The sequence below is a fragment of the Shewanella psychrophila genome, from assembly GCF_002005305.1.
GTDB classification, from domain to species: domain Bacteria; phylum Pseudomonadota; class Gammaproteobacteria; order Enterobacterales; family Shewanellaceae; genus Shewanella; species Shewanella psychrophila.
The window spans coordinates 5,763,032-5,783,135 of the sequence record NZ_CP014782.1 but is presented as its reverse complement, the minus strand read 5'-3'; the positions used below and the strand labels follow the sequence as shown (position 1 = coordinate 5,783,135).

At 43.6% G+C, this 20,104-nt stretch carries 21 protein-coding genes; 18 read left to right on the top strand and 3 right to left on the bottom strand.

Going from position 1 to position 20,104, the window contains the following annotated elements:
- The first annotated feature begins 2 nt into the window (after positions 1–2).
- From sps_RS25220 to sps_RS25195, 6 genes are read left to right on the top strand one after another with little or no spacing between them, the layout of a single operon-like run.
- The gene (locus sps_RS25220) at positions 3–2,417 is read left to right on the top strand and encodes a hypothetical protein (RefSeq protein WP_077755015.1); all 2,415 of its coding nucleotides are present in this window, start codon (positions 3–5) and stop codon (positions 2,415–2,417) included.
- Positions 2,418–2,442: 25 nt separating this feature from the next.
- On the top strand, positions 2,443–3,432 hold the full coding sequence (locus tag sps_RS25215) for a hypothetical protein (RefSeq protein ID WP_077755014.1): 990 nt from the start codon (positions 2,443–2,445) through the stop codon (positions 3,430–3,432).
- On the top strand, positions 3,425–3,724 hold the full coding sequence (locus sps_RS25210; protein ID WP_077755013.1) for a hypothetical protein: 300 nt from the start codon (positions 3,425–3,427) through the stop codon (positions 3,722–3,724). The genes sps_RS25215 and sps_RS25210 overlap by 8 nt, the downstream gene beginning before the upstream one ends.
- Complete coding sequence (locus sps_RS25205; protein WP_237157945.1) at positions 3,724–5,565, top strand: hypothetical protein; 1,842 nt, start codon at positions 3,724–3,726, stop codon at positions 5,563–5,565. Before sps_RS25210 ends, sps_RS25205 begins: the two co-directional genes overlap by 1 nt.
- 4 nt (positions 5,566–5,569) lie before the next feature.
- Positions 5,570–5,782 (top strand): hypothetical protein, encoded by a 213-nt coding sequence (locus sps_RS25200; RefSeq protein WP_077755012.1) that lies wholly within the window; start codon positions 5,570–5,572, stop codon positions 5,780–5,782.
- A gap of 24 nt (positions 5,783–5,806) precedes the next feature.
- Complete coding sequence (locus tag sps_RS25195; protein WP_077755011.1) at positions 5,807–6,238, top strand: hypothetical protein; 432 nt, start codon at positions 5,807–5,809, stop codon at positions 6,236–6,238.
- 31 nt (positions 6,239–6,269) lie between these two features.
- Here sps_RS25195 and sps_RS25190 read toward each other — a convergent pair whose 3' ends face one another.
- Positions 6,270–7,364: a tyrosine-type recombinase/integrase gene (locus tag sps_RS25190; protein WP_077755010.1), complete on the bottom strand. Its 1,095-nt coding sequence runs from the start codon at positions 7,362–7,364 to the stop codon at positions 6,270–6,272.
- 88 nt (positions 7,365–7,452) lie between these two features.
- On the opposite strand from sps_RS25190, the gene dusA reads away from it, so the two are divergent.
- The 4 genes from dusA (at position 7,453) to sps_RS25170 (ending at position 9,811) form a co-directional block, all read left to right on the top strand.
- On the top strand, positions 7,453–8,478 hold the full coding sequence (dusA, locus tag sps_RS25185) for a tRNA dihydrouridine(20/20a) synthase DusA (RefSeq protein WP_077755009.1): 1,026 nt from the start codon (positions 7,453–7,455) through the stop codon (positions 8,476–8,478).
- Positions 8,479–8,760: 282 nt separating this feature from the next.
- Complete coding sequence (locus sps_RS25180) at positions 8,761–9,060, top strand: hypothetical protein (protein WP_077755008.1); 300 nt, start codon at positions 8,761–8,763, stop codon at positions 9,058–9,060.
- A gap of 146 nt (positions 9,061–9,206) precedes the next feature.
- Positions 9,207–9,425: a PspC domain-containing protein gene (locus sps_RS25175; protein WP_077755007.1), complete on the top strand. Its 219-nt coding sequence runs from the start codon at positions 9,207–9,209 to the stop codon at positions 9,423–9,425.
- Positions 9,422–9,811: a hypothetical protein gene (locus sps_RS25170; RefSeq protein ID WP_237157943.1), complete on the top strand. Its 390-nt coding sequence runs from the start codon at positions 9,422–9,424 to the stop codon at positions 9,809–9,811. Before sps_RS25175 ends, sps_RS25170 begins: the two co-directional genes overlap by 4 nt.
- A gap of 105 nt (positions 9,812–9,916) precedes the next feature.
- Here sps_RS25170 and sps_RS25165 read toward each other — a convergent pair whose 3' ends face one another.
- Entirely contained in the window at positions 9,917–10,654 is a 738-nt protein-coding gene (locus tag sps_RS25165) for an enoyl-CoA hydratase-related protein (protein ID WP_077755006.1), read from the bottom strand.
- Between the two features lie 32 nt (positions 10,655–10,686).
- Here sps_RS25165 and sps_RS25160 point away from each other — a divergent pair, with 32 nt between their 5' ends.
- The 3 genes from sps_RS25160 to sps_RS25150 are packed head-to-tail and all read left to right on the top strand — an operon-like array spanning position 10,687 to position 12,922.
- A complete protein-coding gene (locus tag sps_RS25160; protein WP_077755005.1) occupies positions 10,687–11,163 on the top strand; it encodes a copper chaperone PCu(A)C in 477 nt (158 codons plus the stop codon).
- Positions 11,164–11,193: 30 nt separating this feature from the next.
- Positions 11,194–12,165, top strand: coding sequence for a DUF2333 family protein (locus sps_RS25155; RefSeq protein WP_077755004.1), 972 nt, complete (start codon positions 11,194–11,196; stop codon positions 12,163–12,165).
- A gap of 7 nt (positions 12,166–12,172) precedes the next feature.
- Complete coding sequence (locus tag sps_RS25150) at positions 12,173–12,922, top strand: TIGR04219 family outer membrane beta-barrel protein (protein ID WP_077755003.1); 750 nt, start codon at positions 12,173–12,175, stop codon at positions 12,920–12,922.
- 207 nt (positions 12,923–13,129) lie between these two features.
- On the opposite strand, the gene tolC is transcribed toward sps_RS25150, so the two are convergent.
- Positions 13,130–14,476, bottom strand: coding sequence for an outer membrane channel protein TolC (tolC, locus tag sps_RS25145; protein ID WP_077755002.1), 1,347 nt, complete (start codon positions 14,474–14,476; stop codon positions 13,130–13,132).
- Between the two features lie 333 nt (positions 14,477–14,809).
- Here tolC and nudF point away from each other — a divergent pair, with 333 nt between their 5' ends.
- The 5 genes from nudF (at position 14,810) to parE (ending at position 20,092) form a co-directional block, all read left to right on the top strand.
- A complete protein-coding gene (gene nudF / locus sps_RS25140) occupies positions 14,810–15,421 on the top strand; it encodes an ADP-ribose diphosphatase (RefSeq protein ID WP_077755001.1) in 612 nt (203 codons plus the stop codon).
- Positions 15,422–16,073: 652 nt separating this feature from the next.
- Entirely contained in the window at positions 16,074–16,520 is a 447-nt protein-coding gene (locus sps_RS25135) for a DUF1249 domain-containing protein (RefSeq protein WP_077755000.1), read from the top strand.
- A gap of 12 nt (positions 16,521–16,532) precedes the next feature.
- A complete protein-coding gene (gene cpdA, locus sps_RS25130) occupies positions 16,533–17,372 on the top strand; it encodes a 3',5'-cyclic-AMP phosphodiesterase (RefSeq protein ID WP_077754999.1) in 840 nt (279 codons plus the stop codon).
- Positions 17,373–17,577: 205 nt separating this feature from the next.
- Complete coding sequence (locus sps_RS25125) at positions 17,578–18,150, top strand: YqiA/YcfP family alpha/beta fold hydrolase (protein ID WP_077754998.1); 573 nt, start codon at positions 17,578–17,580, stop codon at positions 18,148–18,150.
- A gap of 55 nt (positions 18,151–18,205) precedes the next feature.
- Positions 18,206–20,092: a DNA topoisomerase IV subunit B gene (parE, locus tag sps_RS25120; RefSeq protein WP_077754997.1), complete on the top strand. Its 1,887-nt coding sequence runs from the start codon at positions 18,206–18,208 to the stop codon at positions 20,090–20,092.
- The last annotated feature ends 12 nt before the right edge of the window (positions 20,093–20,104 follow it).

Genomic DNA, 20,104 nt, shown 5'->3' with positions numbered 1-20,104 from the left:
CTATGAATAGAAATGATTTAAAGCTCTTTAAGCCCGAACGCTTAGGCAACGATGATAATGCGGGTGGACTAAGAACCAGAAATGAAGTGACCAATGGTAAGGTTAATGATCTGTTCCTGCCTATCTCTGATATTGATCATGCTCAAAGTGCAATCGACATTGTTAAGTGTTATCCAAGTTTAGATACACCAGGCACAGAAACTTTACTCGATGCTCATGTGTTTTTCTCTGAGCCCCCAAGTGATCCATTAGTGACTATGTTACTCGCTGAGTCTAGCGGTATGACGGATGCCGCGAAATTATCAGATATGCGTGAAATGCTCGAGAGTGATGTTGTTGCCGGGCAAAAGCTCAGAGCGGGAATGTCGGGGTTTCTGCAGTATCAAAATGCTTTTAGCACTGCCAACCTAGAACGCTGGGATTACGCTGGTAACGAACCACAATATGTTTATCTTAGAGCGGGTGACATTATCGCTATCAGTGTCGAATATGGTGGCAATGAGGATGGTAACTGGCCACGCTTAACGCACTACGCTCAAGTGACTCAAGGTGGTCAAAATTCAAGTCGTGGCATGATTGCTTTTGAACCAGGGATCCCGTTTGCTACTCCCGATAGTGATGTGGTTATCAACAACGATACACAATGCACTGTGCTGAGAATGATTAACCGCACCTCGCAAGTTAAATACCATGGGGTTAGTAAGTTGGCAGAGGCCAGCGTAGGCCAAATATTAAAGGTTGAAGAGACAGTACAAGGCTTATTGCCGACTGTGAGCAGTTTAGTTAGCCACCCCGGATTATCTTTGAGTACCAATGGTGCAGATCTGGTTAAAAAAACGCTTACCCAAGTCGCAACCAGCGCTCAAACTTACCTTTTCTCTGTGACTGATGTGTTGCAAAGTGATCTTGCTACTGTTGATTTTGTGCCAGAGATTCAATATACCGCTAATGGGAAATTGTATAGTGGTGCAGACGCCATTATTACCGTGGCTAACAATGAGATCAGTGCCACTTTATCGCGTAAACCTGATATCAATACAGCAGTTACCGTGAGCTATATTTCAAGTATTCGATATGCTGTTCACTATTATGCGGAACCATTCCCTGCAGAGAAAGACATTATCAGAGGAACGTTCACAGGTCGCGTTAACTGGGCCATTGGTTCTAACTCTGAGCCACTTTATGAGCTTGAAGATGGCCTTTACGTGCGTAGAGGTGATGGCTCTGAGTATAGAGCCGCTATTTTAAATTATAGTGATGGTACCTTTATTCTAGAGCAAGGGTTTAGCTCCCTTAGTTATCATGCGCTTGTCGGCGGTAGCGAGTCAGATACCGGGGTACAATTTTCTATCCCTTACAACGCTATTTTATTCACTAGTTTTTATCTGCAGGTTGAAACGGTCACAGGTTCATTGTTAAGTGCGAGTAGTGATGAAGCTGGGGTCATTACTGGTACCAGTATTAGCGGCTCTATCTCAGGTAGATTTGTTGATATCAGCTTTTCTCAAGCGGTTAGATTATCCACTTTGCGCTATGACATTAGTGAAGTGGTGGACTTATTACCGCCCCCAGAGATCTACAAGCTAAACCCCTTAAGACTGCCAGAAAAAGGACTCGTTGATATCTTTCACCCTTGGGGAACGATATCAATTCAGCATGTGCAGTTTCAGGCGGTAAATTCTCCCGCACCAGGTGGCAAAGTTAATGTGAGAGCCGATGCTGATTTTGTGGATATCACCGATTCGCTTGGGGCAAGTCTTTGGACGGGTACCAAAGATCATTACAGTGTGGATAAGGCCACAGGCGTAGTCACATTAAACAGCGATTTTACTGGTTTCACCGCGCCATTCATTATCAGCGATACCTTAAGCGAACGCGCCTTAGTGACCTCGGTTGAGTCTGGCCAACTGCAGTTAGCTAAAGCGCTATCGAGAAGTTACCCAATTGGCGCCACAGTATCGAGTGTACAGATACTTGGGGATCAACAGGCTCGTATTGAGAACGTGCGAGATTTAGCCGTGTGGAGTGATAACTGGGAGGTTGACGGGGCAGGGGCCACCGCTTCAATGAATACCATTGATTATCCGATAGTGGTGACTAATGACGCCGCCATTAATGAGGATTGGCTGATCCAATTTACCTCAGCTACTGCTTTTAACTTTATTGGCCGCCGGGTCGGTTTTATTGCCTCGGGTGACACTCTCAACAATTTCACCCCGCAAAACCCCTTAGCGGGTAAGCCTTACCTCACGATACCTAAAGAGGCATTCGGTGGTGGCTGGGTACCAGGTGAAGCGGTGAGGTTTAAGAGCGTTGCTGCAGGCAGTGGCATTATGCCGATTCGAGTGGTCGAGTCGGGCCATAGCGTAGTCACTAAAGACCAAACCACTCTTGTTTATCGCGGTAACGAAGCCTAACCCCATTTAATATAGGAACAAAATTATGCCATTACCAGTAACTGTATATCGCTGGGACGATCCCGGTGCGCCGCAATTACCAAATAGCCAGGTTAAGCCATCACATTACATCGATATTATAAAGAAATGCCTCGTTGATGGTTATGGTGCTAAAGCATCGCTTGGGTGGACAATGCCATTTGTGAGCCCTGATGGTTTAAAGGCTGTCTTTAGAAATTCATCGGCAGAGGCTAGCGGTTCTTATGTCCAGATAAAATGCAAGACGGGGGCGGATCCCGTTGGTGGGACTGTATATTTACAAACAGCACCATTACTGACCGACTATGACCCAGATTGGACTGCAATAAGTTGTGCTGGTAATACATACCCTTTTGGTGGAAATTCTCGCATCACTAAATGGTGCTTGATAGGCACTAGCGCAGGTTTTTATCTGTTTGCGATTTATGATACTAAGCTCACAATGAAAATGGGTACAAGTGGCCATATAGCGTTTTTTTGTGGTGATATCGATTCGTTTGTACCTAATGACTTAAATCGTTTTACTCTTTTATCTTATGGAGCCAGCGGTAACCAACACACTCCTTCTTGGTCTTTAAGTTTGGCGTTTTTAAGCCCAGTTGCTTCCATTGGATTTATGCACGAGAGCAACGGTACTAGCAATGGAAAGGTAATGGAATTATTAAGCCAATTTATTACAGCACCAACGACAACCGTAAACGGTGTCCCCTCTGAATTTAGAGTGTATAGCAGACCATTGATTGCTATAGATGGTTATTCAGTTTCAGGTACTACAGGGATCAATGCCGATTCGGAAGGGACTCGCATTGGTGACAGTTCTCTACACCCCGCTTATCGAGGCCAAATGGCTGGATTTATACAAACTCAAGCCCCAAGGTATTCAGATCAATTATGGCCTCAAACCTCAATGATTGGAGGGCAAGAGCATTGGTTGATACATTCCGGCCATAATGGTGGCTGTAATTATTGGGTAAATATGGAGTCTTGGTATGATTAACAAATTAAATCAAGTTCTTGTTGATACCAGCAATAACTTTAAGCAAGCATTGTTTGAACTGGATGCTGATCTAAATGCAGAGAGGTTTATGATAATTAACCGAAATACGGCTAAAACAATTTATCACCATCTCGTTCCTTCAAGCGGCATAGTAAAGTTAGCCCTCAATCAAATATATGCTCAGAAGCATGAAATACTCGTTGTTATTCTCGATGATAATGGTCAGTACAATGCTGTTTGTATGGATGGCGTTAAGCTGCAAGAGATAGACCCATTCACGGTAATCGTTTAATGAAACTCAGTTTCACAACTAAAAAAAACGGTGAAGTAGTTAGCCCAATATCATTGCGCTTCGATTCGGGGATTGATTTAAAACTCAGGTTCGACACCCCTTGGCCTAATGCAACTAGCCCGATAAAGTTGAGCTTTACGGGAGGGATAGATCCAGAGCCGCCGATAGTGAATAGCATCACCAGGCAATTTTCGGCTGTGTGGGTGAGTCCTCTTGTCACTGAGTCTCACCAGAGGCTGAGCTATAAGAACGTTAAACTTGAGGCGAACAAGGGGCTTAATTGGTTGTCAGAGCCAGCAAAGCAACATTGTTTTAGCTTTGTTTGGGATATTCCGTCTGCTCACATGATAGCCGTTGCCAGTGTCTGGTCTAGTGCCTCAGCCTACTTTAAACGCTTTTCAACACCATGGGGCGGGATTAAAACACAAGAGAGGGTGACTGCTATCGCTTACCGCCAAGGGTTAGCTTATGTGGTTCGTCAGGCCTTTTCTTGGTTAGATCTTGAGGCCTTGTCCTTTCAGTTTATCCCTGCATGGGAAACACTCGATAAGGCACAGGCTCAACATGAGCTGAGTTTTAATACCTCTGCTGTAATTGATGTTTCTAATTATCTAACGTGGGGGCCGCATAAATCATCGTGGCAATGTAGCGATGACTATAGACCTCCCGTTGGAAAGGTAAGCATGCGCTTTTCTAAGCCTTGGACTGACTCATCATCTCCAATCGCTTTGCGCTTCGTTAAATCACCAATGGTGTGTGAGTACGATGATGGCGGTGGTCTTATCGATGCAAACCCAAGTTTACCCCCGATAGATTTTGAAGTCCCCATAGAGCCACAACTCCGGAGAGCTTATATCATGCAACCAACTATCGATTGCATAAGAGTGAGTGATAGTAAGCGAATAGTGATCAATAGCGTGAGCCTAAACCATAGCCGTGGCCAGTTTTCACAATCGGTTAGTATTGGCTTTAGCAGCCGTATCGATGCCGAAAATGCAGAAAACCAGCTATTGAAGTTAAGCCTAAATGGCTATGACTTTTATTTTATTTGTGAAGAAAAGGCAGAGAGCAAGTTGTTTGGATCTCATACTTTTTCTGCTAATGGTCGTAGCCGCAGCGCCGAACTTGCCACGCCTTATGAGTTACCAGTTAGCTACACCAATGGCACAGGTCGCTCTTTTGCGGGGATACTGAGCGACTTGATCCAATTTTCACCTTGGTCAATTAGTCTCGTTGGCCTTATAGATTTCACTGTACCGGCTGGGGCATATTCTACCTCTGGGAAATCTCCGCTAGAGGCGATAAATGATGCCGCCGAGCAAGTAGGTTGTATGGTGCTGAGTGATGATGCCACTCAGACTTTAACAGTCGTTCCACGCTGGCCAACGGTGCCTTGGCTTATGTCGGGCGCCAACCCTGATATTACAGTGCATGAAGCGGTGATCCTTTCTCATTCAATGAGAGAAACGCGCCAGGTACTTTGTAATAGTGTGTGGATCCGAGGCGAGCAACAAGGCGTTAGCTGTCAAGTTAAGCGAGCAGGGACCTTAGGCAATGTTAATGCCTCAGATATTAGTGCTCAGCTAATTGTCGATAACCAAGCGGCAAGAACGGCAGGAACAGTAGCGCTTGCCGATACGGGCACAAAGCGGATCCATGATATCATTTTACCTATCATGGCTGACCTTCCGCCACTAACGGTGGGGATGTTGGTTGGCGTTCGTGATGGTGCCAGTTTGTTTAAGAGTGTTTGTGATAGCGTTAACATTAGCGTCAACGTGTCAGAGCTGGGTGAGGTATCTATTGAGCAAGCTATCACAGTCATAGAGTCTTTGGAGTGACCACATGTTTAAGCAAATAAAGAAAACCTTTAATAATCCAAGGCAGATAATGAAGGTGACTAAAGTGAATATCGATGGAACCTTAACAGTCAGCAGCGCCAGTGGTGGCAGTATTAACGCGATAGGCACAGGTAATATTAATACTTGGGTTTATGTGCAAGAGGGGAGAATTTTAGGTGTCGCCGCAACCTTGCCTCACTCATCCATAGAGGTGTAGAATCGAGGCTCAAGGAGGAAGTTTATGAGATATTTAATGATTTTTGCTTTACTGGTACCAGGGATGGCTATTAGTGAAGTCTACAAATGTTCAGACGGCGTTTATCAGGCCGATCCATGTGGTGATGCTACTGAAGCCCTAGATTTGAGTCATGTCGGCAGTACAGTTGAAAACAGCCATAAAGTAGATAAGAAAAATATCCAAAGCTATATTAACAACCAGCAAGTAGAGCGTGATATTTCTAGTCTAGAGAGGCAGCGGAAAAAAGCTTTAGACCAACGTGATCGTCGCTTGAGCGAGCTCAAGAACAGTCGTCGTTGGGCGATGAATAATCTAGCTGGTGCAACTTGGCAACAAAGTTTGGCTCAAGAGATGAGTGCCGTTAGTCAGCAAGCAGAGACACTAGTTTCGACTATAGATAGACAAATAGCCCAGCTAAGAACAGAGTTTAGGTAAATAGCATTGGGCTGTGACCAAGTCAGTTTGGTTAACTCTGATTAGAAGACTCCAAATGCTTCTGTTTTTTTTCTTTATCATGCAACCTCTTAGGAAAAAGCTCGGTGTAAACTTGCCATAGAGTATTGATATTTCTATGGCCAGTTACTTGAGCCACCTCATCGATAGTGTATCCCTTTTCAAACAACCGGCTTGCTCCCTCCCGCCGCAGGTCATGATAACGAAGATCAATAATCCCTAGATCATTTCGCACTCTCTGAAACCCTGCTGTTACTGAACGCTCATTGTAAGGAAATACCTTTTCATCTGTTTTTTTCTGTCTTTGCAGGATTTCCCATGACCCTCCTAATAAGGGAACAATCATATGATTACCAGATTTCTTACGTGGGTCTTTTCTATCACGAACCATAACGGCTTTTTGTTCATCATCAACGTCATCCCACCTAATTCGACAAACTTCACCGATTCGCATGCAGCTGAGAATAGAAAACTCGAGCAAATCAATGTAAGGGATCCCGCTGGAAGCTCTTTGGTCCATTCTGAGTTTTAAGCCTACTTTTAGCTTTTCTATTTCCTCACTGGTTGGCCTTCTTGAACGGCGTTCTGATTTACCTATTAAGTTTTGATCATGAAGTGCAGGATAGGATTCAATCACAGGTAGTTCAGATGACTCATATCCATAGGAAGGCTTTGCCATTTTTAAGGCCCATCTAAGATAGCTTATATCATGAGATACAGTAGAAGGACCTGCGCCAGCTTCTCTGCGTTGTTTACAGTGTTTAACAATATGGTGAGGTTTAATATCAGAAATATTAATCCTGCCCAGATCACTGTCTGCTAACATTTCTAAGACATATTTTTTAGTTCTGCCAAGTTGTACATGAGGATCGCTAAGATATTTATTAATTAGCTCAAATAATGGAGTACTTGAGGGGCTCAAGTTCGGGAGCCCAGAGCGTTCCAGTTCTGCTACTCGTTGTTTGCCCCAAGCATCAGCTGCTGCATTCTTTGTAAAGGTCCTATAGTCGCTGTATACTATCTTGCCTTTTTGCTTAACTCTGACTGTGCATTTATAGCGAGTGGTACCATCTGCTCTTACTCTCGGTTCAACTCTATAAAAAGCCATTTTAGGTATCCGTCCTATTTTTGTGGGTGCCTCACAGGGTACCTGATAACAGAAAAATACACAAAAACGTATAGAAATAACTCAAAATATGAAATCTAAAAAAGTCACAGTAAGCGCTGAAGCTCATAGTACTAGAGGGTTGGCCGTAAAACCACTTGATCGCACGTTTTCTATAGCACCCATGCTGGATTGGACGGATCGTCATTATCGCTATCTAGCTCGAATAATGTCTGCCGAATTATTGCTATACACTGAAATGGTGACCACTGGGGCTATTATCCACGGTAAGGGTGATTATCTGGCGTATAACAGTGAAGAGAACCCATTAGCATTGCAGTTAGGTGGCTCAAATCCACAGGACTTGGCAACTTGCGCTAAGCTGGCAGTTGAACGTGGCTATGATGAGATAAATTTGAATGTTGGCTGTCCTTCGGATCGGGTTCAAAGTGGCCGCTTCGGTGCTTGCCTTATGGCAGAACCTAAATTGGTAGCTGAGTGCGTCACTGCGATGAAGCAAGTCGTGGATATCCCTGTGACCGTTAAGACTCGTATCGGTATCGATGAGCAGGACAGTTATGAGTTTCTGTCTGAGTTTGTCGACACTGTCAGTGCTGTGGGATGTGACACTTTTATTGTCCACGCCAGAAAGGCTTGGTTACAGGGGTTAAGTCCTAAACAGAATCGTGAGATCCCTCCATTGGATTACCAGCGTGTGTACCGGCTGAAGAAGGATTATCCTGAGCTGCATATGTCCATCAATGGTGGTGTTAAAACACTCGACGAATGTCGTGAGCATCTGCTGCATATAGATGGCGTTATGGTGGGGCGAGAAGCATATCAAAACCCCTATATATTGGCTGAGGTCGATCAACTACTCTGCAGTAGCGATAAACCTGTACTGAGTCGAGATGCTGTTTTAGAGAAGTTTATTCCTTATATAGAGAAACATCTTGTTGAAGGTGGCAGATTAAACCATATCACTCGTCATATGACTGGTATGTTTCAAGGAGAGCCAGGTTCCAGAGCCTGGAGACGTTATATTAGTGAGAATGCTCATAAGCAAGGTGCGGGAATAGAAGTTATTGAACAGGCAAGAAAAAATATGAATCTCTAGTCTCGATTTTCCCATTTATAACCGCCTAGCTGGCGGTTTTTTTATCTCACCTCAGCTAAATTGATTCTCTACAACCCCACTTAGTGAATTTAACCAGCCCATGGTTAAAATTACTAAAACCTTATTTACCTTTTCATATCATTTTTTCACACAGTTAATGCTGCTTGTTCTAACTGCCTGTTATTAAATGACTTTAATTTTTTGTTAAAGTTGGCACGCTGCTCGCATTATCTAATTTGTAAATCACTTAAGTCGAAAGACACCAATGAAAAGGCAGGCATCATGTTTAATTCAACTGTTAGCAAAATAGCAAAAGCATCTCTAGTGGCCGCAGTACTGATGGGAGCAAGCATGGGGGCACAAGCAGATGGCCTTATTCTTACTGATTTGACCAGCAATATTGAACAGAACATCAGTGCTCAAATGCAAGATATGATGCAAGTTGCCCAACGTGAACTCAGTCTTTCACTACAAACACAGCTTTCTGAAGCCATGTTTGAACTAGAAGGCAATGGCGAGGCAAGTGAGCTAGCTCAAAAGCAATCTGAAACAGTGATCACTAGCGCTATGGTTAAGGAATAAGTATGTGGTTTGTATCGGATTTAGTGGCTTTACTACTCATGCCTGTAGTCAGTTTTGCTCTTTGTGCCATGTTAGTTTGCAGTTTTCGTTGGCACAAGGTTCAGGACTAGAGTAAGCCCAGCAAGTAAATTAAAACGGAGAAAATAATGAGTGCCTTTAATTCAACTGATAGATACATACGTCGTATGAAGCGACCGGCTAGTTTGGTTTGTGGCGTAGCAGCAATGATGGCCGATAAGTTTAACTGGTCTTGTTTATGGACTCGAGTGGTGTGGGCGGCAGTGGTCTTGCTGAACCCGGCGATTGGGCTTTTGATCTATTTTGTACTCGCCTTAGTATTGCCGAAGTGGGAAGCTAACACTTGAAACGTCAGCCAAGCTATGTAAATAAACGCAAGACAAGTAGAGCGCTAGATATATTTTTAGGTTTGAGTACTACCATCTTAGTGATGACTATTTTGGTTATGGCGTTGGAGACGTGGGGAACATCAGAATTTTTTACTCGTATATTTTTGAATGTTGAGCCCCTTTTTTGGATGGATGTTAGTCTTTGGAGTCTCGTCGTCACCTCTGTGGTGCTATTTATTATTTTATTCTGGTTAACCGTCGCTTTTAGTGTCTTAGCTCTGGCCTCAGCCATTTGCATCGTTGCTGCTTTGATTATGGTTTTTAGCGGATTCTCTCTTCTCTGGCCTGTACTGTTGTTGTTCTTGGCTGCGTGGGGGATTGGTAAGTCGAGTCAGTTTGATTGAAACCGCCTGTTAAGTTCTCCAAAATTCGATATACCTTCTTTATATAGATGCAGAGCCCAAAAGGACCCTGATCTTATCCAGTAAACCGATTATAGTTTGATCCAGTTATTTTTTTAGAAAAGCTTCGAAGCGGGATCTGGCTTCATCACTCTTTAATCTGATTGCAAACTGCTCTAGCTCATCTTTCATTTGTTGACGCACTAACTCTTTATTTGAACGTATTAATGCACGAGATGCCTGAAGCGCCTGTGGTGGTTGTTTAGCGAGTTTGACAGCCTGGGCTAAAGCGAAATAAAAAATGGTCTCTGATGGAATGACATCATTGATAATATTGAGTGTTTTAGCCGTTTGAGCATCAAAGCTTTCGCCGAGTAGTAGTAATTCCGATGCTTTTTGTGCTCCAACGAGTTGAGGAAGTAACAGACTCGCGCCAGCTTCCGGTACGAGGGCTAAGTTAACAAAAGGTAACTGAAACTTTGCTGTGCTATCGGCATAAACCAGATCACAATGTAATAACAGAGTCGTACCTATGCCTACTGCAGCCCCAGTGACAGCTGCAACGAGTGGCTTCTTGAGATCCAGCAGATGAAAGAGAAAGTTAAAAGCCGGATGTTCGCTATCTAGTTTACTATTTTTTAAAAAGTCTGCTACATCATTGCCTGAAGTAAAACAGTCCTGTTGGCCTTTGATTAAAAAGCAGTAAATAGCGTTGTCGGACTCACCTTGGATAAGGTATTCTGTGAGGCTAGTATACATCTCAAGGCTGAGAGCATTACGCTTATCAGGGCGATTAATTGTGATAATTCTTACGCCTTGTTCATCCTTAACCTGAATTGTACTCATTGCGTTTTTTCCTCTAAGACGAATGGGGTTAAATGGAGTTTAAGACATTGAAGCAAATATTCAAACACATGTTTAATTTTGTCCTGCTATGGGGAGCATCTTTCTCTGCCATGGCCAATGTAGTACTTGTCGACGGTCAGGTGAGAGCGATGCCACCTAGCGTGCCAAATAGCGCGGCGTATTTAACCCTAGAAAATCATGGTCCTTCTATCAAGCTTATTGCCGTAGAAGCAAATTTTGTCAAAGAAGCTCAGTTACATACCGTTATTGAAGAGGACGGTATGGTAAAGATGCGCCAGGTAGAAAGCTTCACTATCCCACAGCATGGTAATTTAACGTTGAGTGAGTCGGGTAAGCACATTATGCTGCTCGGTTTAAAGCAGCCATTAGTTTCGGGTGAGTCAGTCAACTTAATCCTTAAATTCGATAATGGCTCAGAGCTTCCTGTGAGCCTGAAAGTAAGTAAGCAAGCTATGGCTAAATCGGAAGGCCATCACCATCATCATTAATTTAGTGTGGGATTCAACGGAGTGTATCAGATGCAAATGACATGGAAAAAATGGACCGGTATCGCGGTTCTTATCATATTTATTGGTTATCTCACCAGTGTCTGGTGGAGTGTAGAGCCTGATGTGATTCAGCCCCAGCAGTTAAGTGCAGCAGATGGGGGGCGAGTCGTAGGCTATGCTACGACGACATCACTCATAGTGACTATGGAAACCTTGCTCAACAAGAGTGGTGGCTGGTTATCTAACGATGTGACTCCCCCATCAATTTTTATGGATAATATGCCGGCATTTGAATTTGGGGCTTTGGAGCAGGCACGAGATCTAGCATTAATCATGCGTAAAGAATTCAGTCGCTCCCAGTCTCAATCTATGGCTGATAAAGATCTGCTAGCCGCTCACTCTAAGCTGAATATCGAGCACACCAGCTGGTTAGTGCCTAGCGCCGAGGGCGAGTATAAAGATGCCATCAAATTACTGAAACTTTATCGCGCTAAAATATCAGATAGTAACAATCAAGAAGCGCAATTTTACGCCCGAGCGGATAATCTTAACGAGTGGCTCAAAGAGGTGCAGAAACGTTTAGGTAGCATGTCCCAGCGCCTTTCTGCCAGTGTTGGGCAAGAGAGATTAAACACAGATTTAGCCGGTGACAGTGAGGCTTCCCAGTCTACACCTAAGCAGGCCAGCCAACAGATTAAAACCAGTTGGTGGAAAATCGATGATGTGTTTTATGAGACTCGAGGTGCAACCTGGGCATTATTAAACTTTATGAAGGCTATTGAAGTTGATTTTGCCGATGTATTGCGTAAAAAGAATGCCGAAGTCAGTTTGCAACAGATTATTCGTGAACTGGAAGAGACACAACAAGCTGTTTGGAGCCCGGTCATCTTAAATGGTTCAGGTTTCGGTGTAGTCGCCAATCACTCTTTAGTGATGGCAAATTATATTTCCCGCGCGAATGCTGCGGTGATCGATTTAACAAATTTATTGATTAAAGGTTAATTAGATAATGAAAAAAACATTACTAGCATGTGCGCTTTTGGGAGCTTTTGTGGGCACTTCTGCACAGGCAGCATCACTGATAGGTTTTAAGGTTGGTGGCGATTACTGGAAGGCTGACACTAGTGGTACTTTTGCTGAGAATGGTCAATCTCAGCAAGGTTTCAACTATAGTTCATCTTCTCAAGGTAGCCTTTGGGTTGCCATTGAGCATCCAATCCCTTTGGTGCCAAATGTGAAGATCAGAGAGAACCGCCTTGATGCAAGCGGTAGTAGCGTTGCTGATGGCTTTGACTTTGGTGGTCAGACTTACACTGGCGATATAAATACAAGCTCCGACCTAAGTAATACTGACTTTATTCTTTATTACGAGCTGTTAGACAATGATCTGGTTGCTTTAGATGTTGGTGCAGCTTACAAGAAAATGCATGGTTCTTTCCGTGTTAGCGATAAAGCTACAAGTGGCCGTGTAAATTCAGAAATTGAGATGGACAGTGGCATAGTGATGGCTTATGCCGATGCACAAGTCGGCATCCCTGGTCTTGGTTTATATGGATTCGCCGACGTGATGATAGGTGTCGATGAGTCTAGCGTTTATGATTACTCTGTCGGTCTAGGTTGGCAGTTTGATGGCGTAGCTCTGGATACTAAGGTACGTGTCGGTTACCGTGACTTTAACTTCGATGTGAATGACTTTGATGGCGTAACGGCAAATACCCAGTTTAAAGGTTACTTCGCTGGTGTCGAACTTGTCTTCTAAAGCTAGTCTGCTAAATGTAGTCGCTTAAGTTTGATATAATAACCGCCTTTTGGCGGTTTTTTATTGAGAAAAATATAGGGCAGATAGAACCGATAATTTATGTGATATCAGTCGGTATGAGGCATAAAAAACCGCCAATGGTTAATAATGGCGGTTTCTATTTAAGTTATCCAAAGCGGATAACTTAGCTATATCTTAAATAACTGGTTACTGAGTCGTTGTTTGTGCCACTTGTGCGGTCAAACCATTGTTGATGGCGATAACATCATCTTCATTCAAGGTTCCAGCAGCTTGTTTAAGGGCTAGGATTGAATTGATGTAGCCATAACGAGCATCAGAAAGCTTTCGCTTAGAATCATATAGATCTCGCGTACGGTTAAGTACATCGACTATGGTACGAGTACCGACTTCAAAACCAGCCTGAGTCGCTTTCAGAGCACTCTCTGATGAGATAACTGATTGTTCATAGGCACGGATTGAGCTAATTGAAGCGCCAACGTTATTGAAGTTGTTACGAACATCCTTAACTACCTTACGGTGAGTTTGTTCCATCTTCTCGCTTGCTTCCACGTACTGATATTGAGCCTCATTGACTTGAGAACTGACCTTGAAACCTTCGAAAATAGGTACACTTAAGGTCAGGCCAATGGTGCCGTTGTCAAAATCGTTTGCACTCTCATTACTGTTACTGTTCTCTTGCTGTATATTGGTGGTGTAACCTGCATTAAGGCTCAGTGAAGACATATGACCCGCTTTATAGAGACTGATGGTCTCCTGAGCAATATCTTTGCCTATGCGGGTCGTTAGTAGATCGACACTGTTGGTTTCGGCCATCTTAAGCCAATCAGTCGCTCTGGCTGGTGAGGGGGTGACGGCACTGAAGCGCTCAGTGTCTAAGATATTGATAGTATTATGTTCTATGCCAGTTATCTCACGCAGTGCCTCATAGCTATTAGTCAGCTCATTTTCAGCTAAGATCTCTTGAGCTCGAGCCAAATCATATTGAGCCTGGGCTTCGTGAACGTCTGTGATTGCGGTTAAACCAACGGCGAACCTTTGTTTAGTCTGTTCGAGTTGACGCTCAATGGCACGTTTCTCTGAGCCCTGAAACTCGTAGGTATCTTTTGCCGATAGCACTGCGAAGTAGGCACTGGTTACGCGGATTATCAGCGTTTGCAGCGACGACGCGTAGGCAGAGTCGGCTTGAGAGGCGGCTAGCTCGGCCAGGCTCAATCCTACCCAGGCACTGTGATCATAGATGACCTGCTTCAAGGTGACGCCAGCATTTATGCCGCTAGAGTCTGTGTTAGGCACTGTATCTTCATTGATCCAGTTTTTGTTATAGCCTACGTTTGCACTGATGGTTGGCAGTAGTGGTGCGCGATTTTGTTCAATCTTTTCATACAGAGCATCACGTTGAGCCTGAGCCTGTAGAGCGATAGGGTCACTGGTTAGCGCTTGTTGATATATCTGCAGTAAATCGTCGGCCTGTACAGCAGCAGTACTGAATGTCAGCGAGAGTGCCGCGCATATCGTTCGGATCTTGAATTTCATTGGTTGTCCTTTTAGACAAAATCCTCCAGTGGAGGAGCCGTTTAACTTTTAGAGTTAAGTGATACCACGCCAAATAATAGCGAGGCGGTTTGCGCTTCCCGACGCTTCCCGATACATCAAAACTTAATGGCCTGAGCCTGCTAGCCAATCATTAATAGCTATTAAGACATAGATATTAAGAAATTACCTGTTTTCAAGTCAACTTAGAAGTGTAACAGTTTTTGATTTTTATTATGCTATTTCTGTTTAAATAGAATTCACGCTAATTTAGTGTGTTTTTTATACATAACTTAACGTGGTTTGATACTGAATTGATGCATATGAGGGAACGAGATGAAACAGAAGTTTGATCAACAAGATGTAGTATTGTTAGGTAAAGAGACCGTGTTTAAGGGCTTTTTCTCTTTGGATGTTTATCGCTTCAAGCATAAGTTGTTCAAAGGGGGCTGGAGTGGTGAAGTTAAGAGGGAGGTCTTTGAGCGTGGTGATGCCGTAGTAGTATTACCTTATGATCCAGTGACGGATGAAGTGGTATTAATTGAGCAATTACGTATTCCAGTACTGGGAAAGACTAAGACACCTTGGATGCTCGAGTTAGTGGCGGGTATGATAGAAGAAGGTGAGACTGCCGAGGCTGTTGCCCACAGGGAGCTGGTTGAAGAATCGGGAGTTGAGGCTAAACAGATGTCGAAGATCTCCACTTATTTCGCGAGTCCGGGTGGAACCAGTGAGAAATTTGAATTTTTCTGGGCAGAAATTGATGCCAGTCAGGCACATGGAGTACATGGGCTAGAATATGAAGATGAAGATATTCAGGTGCATGTATTCAGTAGGGATCAAGCTTTTAAATTAGTAAATGATGGTACAATTAATAATGCGTCTACTGTAATTGGTTTGCAGTGGCTAGAGCTAAACTATCAGAAATTACGTAAAATAAGTGAATAGCGTAAATGATGGATGTCTCAGCTGAATAATGTGTCTACTGTATTAGGTTTGCAGTGGCTAGAGCTAAACTATCAGAAATTACGTAAAATAAGTGAATAGCGTAAATGATGGGTGTCTCAGCTGAATAATGCATCTACTGTATTAGGTTTGCAGTGGCTAGAGTTAAACTATCAGAAATTACGAAAAATAAGTGATAGCGTAAATGATGGGTGTCTCAGCTGAATAATGCATCTACTGTAATAGGTTTGCAGTGGCTAGAGCTAAACTATCAGAAATTACGAAAAATAAGTGATAGCGTAAATGATGGGTGTCTCAGCTGAATAATGCATCTACTGTAATAGGTTTGCAGTGGCTAGAGCTAAACTATCAGAAATTACGAAAAATAAGTGATAGCGTAAATGATGGGTGTCTCAGCTGAATAATGCATCTACTGTATTAGGTTTGCAGTGGCTAGAGCTAAACTATCAGAAATTACGAAAAATAAGTGATAGCGTAAATGATGGGTGTCTCAGCTGAATAATGCATCTACTGTAATAGGTTTGCAGTGGCTAGAGCTAAACTATCAGAAATTACGTAAAATAAGTGATAGCGTAAATGGTGGGTGTATCAGAATTTGCTAGAACCTAGAATAGACTTGAGGATGTATTGGTAAGTGAGTAGTGCAAGCAGCTTAAATCCAAAGAGATATCAGCCGAACATTAATCGGTTTCTCGCCTTGTGCGGGCGTAACTATTACCATATTCTTCGCTGGCTGCCTAATGGCGTAGAGCAGGGCGCAAGTTGGCAAGTTGGTGGTGATTACGGTTTTTTAGATGTTCGCTTGCTCGAAAATACTCGCTATACACAATTGATCGAAATCTCAAGAAATGTCGGTAAAACCGACTTTGTCGATACCCCTAAAATCTCGGTTCGTGTTTATCATGATGCAAAATTAGCAGAAGTGTTAACTAGTCGACAGATTTACCAGCTCAGTCCGGTATATGATTATCCAAATATACGTATGCACCATCGTGACGAAAAGTATCGAGTGAATGCTTTTTTGGAAGAGTTGTTAAGGATTGATAACCACACGAGTGTTGTTTGTTTGGCAGAATCTTAGGGTCGATTTATAGTGTTAAAAGAGGCTATCACCTATTCTCTTGGAGAGCAGGCAAGTGTGAGAATCGTGCAAGTAACCGATCCTCATTTGTTTGCCGATCCAAATTCTCAACTTTTAGGTGTGAATACAGCTAAGAGTCTAGAGTCCGTGCTTAATACCATAAAGGCTGTGGATTATCCGGCCGATCTTATGCTGGCTACCGGAGACATCAGTCAAGATTACTCTGGGGAGTCATACCACAATTTTGTGCGAGCGGTAGCTCCCCTCGATATGCCTTGCCATTATCTCCCTGGAAACCACGATGATCCTCGTGTTATGAATTTGCATATGCAGGGAGCAAAGATCTTCGGTCAGCGCCGAATCTTAGCCGGTAACTGGCAAATCATCATGTTGGACTCCACGGTGCGTGGAAAGCCTGGCGGGCACATGTCTGATGATGAAATTGAGATAATTAAGAGCGCCGTAGCCGATCGACCCGAGCGTCACACCTTGTTGGTGATGCATCACAACCCTATTTTAGTTAAGTGCCGATGGCTAGATCAGCACTGTATGGATAATGGTAGTGACTTTATTGAGCAAGTTGCTCAGATCCCGCAAGTCAAAGGCTTGCTATGGGGCCATGTACATCAGGAGTTGGATAAAGAGCATCAAGGTCAGCATGGAATTATCCATTTGATGTCAACACCATCAACTTGCATTCAGTTTAAGCCTCTTTCGTCTTATTTTGCACTGGATGCATTGCAACCAGGTTACCGATTGTTGGAGCTAAAAGCCGATGGCACCATGATGACCAATGTATATCGTGTTCCCGGTGATAAGTTTTCTCCCGATAGAAATGCCAGTGGATATTAAAGCTGAAATTGTTAGCTTGTGCTGAAGCTGAAGCCAAAATCTATTGGTGTTGCATTGTAAAATGAACTGCTTTAGCCTCTTTGAGGCCTAATTACTTGGTAGAAACGTAAGCAAGTGTTAGCATCTTACTGATCATTTATTTAAATTACTCTCTCACTCCCCAGAGTGATTATTCGATGATGGGAGAATCCGTGTATGAGGAAATATGCTGCTTTATATTCATGGATTCAATAGCTCACCGTTATCAGATAAAGGGCTTGTAACCGCGCAATTTTTCGCTGAACACTATCCCGAACTGAACCTCCATCAGCCACAATTACCATCGACTCCTAGTGAGGCGATGGAATTACTGTCAGCAATTGTTGAATCTGCACTCGAGGATGGAGAGACGCTCACCTATATCGGGTCTTCGCTTGGCGGTTATTTTGCGAGTTATTTAGCCGAGAAGTACGGTGGGCGAGCAGTATTGGTTAATCCTGCTGTGACGCCTTTTGATCTATTTGATGACTTTATTGGCCAGCAGTATAATTCCTATACCGATGAGCATTATCAAGTTCTGCCTGAACATAAAGATCAGGTTGCAGCTTTTAATACTGAAGTGATTCTTAATCCCGACCGCTTTTTAGTATTATTACAGTCGGGTGATGAAGTCCTGGATTATCGACAAGCAGTACAAAAATATCACTGCTGTCAGCTTTTGATTCAATCCGGTGGCGATCATAGCTTTGTGGGCTATGAAGAGCAGATGCACGCTATCTGCCAATTTCTGTTTTCTTGACAAGCAACCATACCGGGCCTCAACATGGCCTTAATAACTATAAATTGTGTGTACCATGACAAATCAATATACCTCAGATGCCATTGAAGTCCTGAATGGGCTAGATCCTGTTAAACGCCGTCCAGGTATGTATACCGACACCACGCGCCCAAACCACTTGGGGCAAGAAGTTATCGATAATAGTGTCGATGAAGCTTTGGCGGGACATGCAAGTAAGATTGAAATAACCTTACATACGGATAACTCTTTAGAGGTTATCGATGATGGCCGTGGTATGCCTGTGGATATTCACCCAGAAGAGGGGATTTCCGGGGTGGAGCTTATTCTCACTAAGCTACATGCGGGTGGTAAGTTCTCTAATGATAACTATCAATTCTCTGGTGGCCTGCACGGGGTAGGCATCTCAGTAGTGAATGCGCTCTCGAGTCGTGTAGAAATTACTGTGCGACGCAGTGGTATAGTCTACGATATTGCCTTCGAACATGGTGATATGGTCGAAGAGCTGCGAGAAACCGGCACTTGTGGCCGTAGAAATACAGGGACAAGAGTTCATTTCTGGCCTATCCCCAGTTATTTCGATTCAGCCAACTTTTCGGTACCTAAGCTGATTTATTTGTTGAAGGCTAAGGCGGTTCTCTGCCCCGGGCTTAAGATCAAATTTAGTAACAAGCAGACCGGTGAGACTCAAGAATGGTTTTATGAGAGTGGTTTAACTGATTATCTGAAATCTTCGGTTAAAGATGCGCTAATGCTGCCTGAAGAGCCATTTATTGGTAGCTTGCAAGGTAATAATGAGGCAGTAGACTGGGCAATTACTTGGTTACCCGAAGGGGGAGAGTATCTTAACGAAAGTTATGTGAACCTTATTCCAACTCCCTTAGGCGGTACTCATGTGAATGGCTTCAGACAAGGTCTGCTAGAGTCTATGCGTGAATTCTGTGAGTTTCGTAACTTAATGCCTAGAGGCATTAAGTTAACCCCTGAGGATATCTGGGATCGCAGCAGTTTTATCTTGTCGATCAAGTTATTGGATCCGCAATTTTCCGGCCAGACAAAGGAGAAACTCTCCAGCCGACAGAGTGCGGCATTTGTTTCCGGCATTGTTAGAGATTCATTCAGTCTCTGGCTTAATACCAATACCGAACAGGCTATGTCGCTGGCGGAGATGTGCATCAATAATGCTCATAAACGCTTAAAATCTGCAAAGAAGGTTGCCCGTAAGAAGGTGACGTCTGGTCCGGCACTGCCGGGTAAATTGACCGATTGTAGTGGCCAAGATCCTATGCGTGGTGAGCTCTTTCTGGTGGAGGGCGACTCGGCGGGGGGCAGCGCTAAACAGGCTCGAGATCGAGAGTTTCAAGCTATTATGCCTCTGCGTGGTAAAATTCTTAATACATGGGAGGTGGATGCCAGCCAGGTATTGGCTTCTCAGGAAGTACACGATATCTCAGTCGCGATAGGTTGTGATCCAGATTGCAGTGATATCTCCGAGCTTAGATACGGAAAAATCTGTATTTTAGCCGATGCGGATTCGGATGGACTGCATATTGCGACCCTGTTATGTGCTTTGTTTATGAAACATTACAAGATCTTGGTCGAAAAGGGCCATATTTATGTGGCTATGCCTCCTCTGTTTCGTATCGATGTAGGGAAAGAGATTTTTTATGCGTTAGACGAAGCGGAAAAACAAGGCATACTGGATCGTATTGCCGCCGAAAAGAAGAAAGGCAAGGTTCAGGTGACTCGATTCAAGGGACTGGGTGAGATGAATCCACTTCAGTTACGAGAAACGACCATGGATCCTAATACACGTCGTTTGGTACAGTTAACCATAGATGATGTTGAAGGTACCGTGGCACTTATGGATATGTTACTGGCCAAGAAACGCTCCGGTGATCGTAAGGTATGGCTGGAAACTAAAGGTGATCTTGCTGATTTTTAGTGAAATGCCGCC

Bases quoted from the DNA above. Each gene is read 5' to 3' on its own strand.
- sps_RS25220 (WP_077755015.1), top strand. From the start codon at position 3: ATGAATAGAAATGATTTAAAGCTCTTTAAGCCCGAACGCTTAGGCAAC.
- sps_RS25215 (WP_077755014.1), top strand. From the start codon at position 2,443: ATGCCATTACCAGTAACTGTATATCGCTGGGACGATCCCGGTGCGCCG.
- sps_RS25210 (WP_077755013.1), top strand. From the start codon at position 3,425: ATGATTAACAAATTAAATCAAGTTCTTGTTGATACCAGCAATAACTTT.
- sps_RS25205 (WP_237157945.1), top strand. From the start codon at position 3,724: ATGAAACTCAGTTTCACAACTAAAAAAAACGGTGAAGTAGTTAGCCCA.
- sps_RS25200 (WP_077755012.1), top strand. From the start codon at position 5,570: ATGTTTAAGCAAATAAAGAAAACCTTTAATAATCCAAGGCAGATAATG.
- sps_RS25195 (WP_077755011.1), top strand. From the start codon at position 5,807: ATGAGATATTTAATGATTTTTGCTTTACTGGTACCAGGGATGGCTATT.
- sps_RS25190 (WP_077755010.1), bottom strand. From the start codon at position 7,364: ATGGCTTTTTATAGAGTTGAACCGAGAGTAAGAGCAGATGGTACCACT.
- dusA (WP_077755009.1), top strand. From the start codon at position 7,453: ATGAAATCTAAAAAAGTCACAGTAAGCGCTGAAGCTCATAGTACTAGA.
- sps_RS25180 (WP_077755008.1), top strand. From the start codon at position 8,761: ATGTTTAATTCAACTGTTAGCAAAATAGCAAAAGCATCTCTAGTGGCC.
- sps_RS25175 (WP_077755007.1), top strand. From the start codon at position 9,207: ATGAGTGCCTTTAATTCAACTGATAGATACATACGTCGTATGAAGCGA.
- sps_RS25165 (WP_077755006.1), bottom strand. From the start codon at position 10,654: ATGAGTACAATTCAGGTTAAGGATGAACAAGGCGTAAGAATTATCACA.
- sps_RS25160 (WP_077755005.1), top strand. From the start codon at position 10,687: ATGGAGTTTAAGACATTGAAGCAAATATTCAAACACATGTTTAATTTT.
- sps_RS25155 (WP_077755004.1), top strand. From the start codon at position 11,194: ATGCAAATGACATGGAAAAAATGGACCGGTATCGCGGTTCTTATCATA.
- sps_RS25150 (WP_077755003.1), top strand. From the start codon at position 12,173: ATGAAAAAAACATTACTAGCATGTGCGCTTTTGGGAGCTTTTGTGGGC.
- tolC (WP_077755002.1), bottom strand. From the start codon at position 14,476: ATGAAATTCAAGATCCGAACGATATGCGCGGCACTCTCGCTGACATTC.
- nudF (WP_077755001.1), top strand. From the start codon at position 14,810: ATGAAACAGAAGTTTGATCAACAAGATGTAGTATTGTTAGGTAAAGAG.
- sps_RS25125 (WP_077754998.1), top strand. From the start codon at position 17,578: ATGCTGCTTTATATTCATGGATTCAATAGCTCACCGTTATCAGATAAA.
- parE (WP_077754997.1), top strand. From the start codon at position 18,206: ATGACAAATCAATATACCTCAGATGCCATTGAAGTCCTGAATGGGCTA.